The organism is Micromonospora foliorum (genome assembly GCF_022229015.1).
Classification (GTDB): Bacteria; Actinomycetota; Actinomycetes; order Mycobacteriales; family Micromonosporaceae; genus Micromonospora; species Micromonospora foliorum.
Genome location: NZ_JAKKFF010000380.1, coordinates 1 through 1241, shown reverse-complemented (window position 1 = coordinate 1241; position 1241 = coordinate 1). Strand labels below are relative to the sequence as shown.

The window sequence follows — 1241 nt, the reverse complement described above, 5'->3', positions numbered from 1 at the left end:
GTCGGTCATCCGCAGCGGCACCTCCCGGCCCAGACGACGGGAGGCGACCAGTTCCCGCCAGCCGGGCGGGGTGAGCGTGGCCGGGTCGATCGGGTCACCGGTGGCCACGGCCAGCAGGTGACTCCAGGCCCGGGGCACCACCTCGACGAGCGCGTACCCGCCGCCGCCGGTGGCCACCCACCGGCCGTCGCACAATTCGTCGGCGAGCGCCCGCATCGCCAGGTAGGTGGCCCGTTGCCCGTCCACCGTCAGGTTGAGGTCGGCGAGCGGGTCCAGTCGGTGCCCGTCGGCGCCGCACTGGCTGACCAGCACCTGCGGCCGGAACGCGCGCAGCACCGACGGCACGATCGCGTGGAACGCCCGCTGCCAGCCGCTGTCGTCGACGCCCGGCGGCAACGGCATGTTGACCGCGGTGCCCTGCGCGCCCGGGCCTCCCGTCTCGTCCGGGAAGCCCGTGCCCGGGAAGAGCGCCAGCGGGGTCTCGTGCACGCTGACCGTGAGCACCCGGGGGTCGTTCCAGAAGATCTGCTGCACCCCGTCACCGTGGTGCACGTCGACGTCCACGTACGCGACCCGCTCGGCGCCCAGGTCGAGCAGGCGGGCGATGGCCACCGCGGGGTCGTTGTAGACGCAGAAGCCGGAGGCTCGGGCGGACATCGCGTGGTGCAGCCCACCGGCCACGTTCACCGCCCGCCGGGCGTCGCCGCGCCAGACCGCCTCGGCGGCGGCCACCGTCGCGCCGGCGATGAGCGCGCTGGACTCGTGCATCCCCTCGAACACCGGGTTGTCGGAGGTGCCCAGCCCGTAGCCGGCGAAGAGCGGGTCGCGCGGCGCGTTGCGCACCGCGGCGAGGTAGGCCGGCTCGTGCACCCGGGTGAGCAGGGCGTCGTCGGCCGGCTCCGGCTTGACCACGCGCACCCCTGGCCGATTGAGGACGCCCAACTCGCGGGCGAGCGCGATGGTCAGCTCCACCCGGACCGGGTCGAGTGGATGGTCACCCATGTCGTAGGCGAGCAGCGACTCGTCCCACACCACCACCGTGTCGTCGGACATGAGCCCATCGTCGCACGAGGACCGGCACCGGCCCACCGCACGCGCTGGTCAGCGGCCAGGTGTCGGCCCGGAGGCGACCGGCCGGGCCGGGTCGGCCACCCAGTTGCTCCACGATCCAACGTAGAGCGCGGCGTCCGTGCGGCCGGCCAGGTGCAGCGCGAGCACCGCCTGCGCGGCGGTCACCCCGG

At 74.6% G+C, this 1241-nt stretch carries 1 protein-coding gene and 1 pseudogene; both read right to left on the bottom strand.

Annotation, left to right across the window (positions count from 1 at the left end; all coding sequences use genetic code 11):
- Positions 1-1053, bottom strand: a 1053-nt coding sequence (locus tag PSH25_RS25170) for an acetoin utilization protein AcuC (protein ID WP_238661414.1), incomplete at its 3' end; no start/stop codon positions are given.
- Positions 1054-1101: 48 nt separating this feature from the next.
- Positions 1102-1241, bottom strand: a pseudogene (locus tag PSH25_RS25165) (sulfurtransferase); the annotation flags it as partial.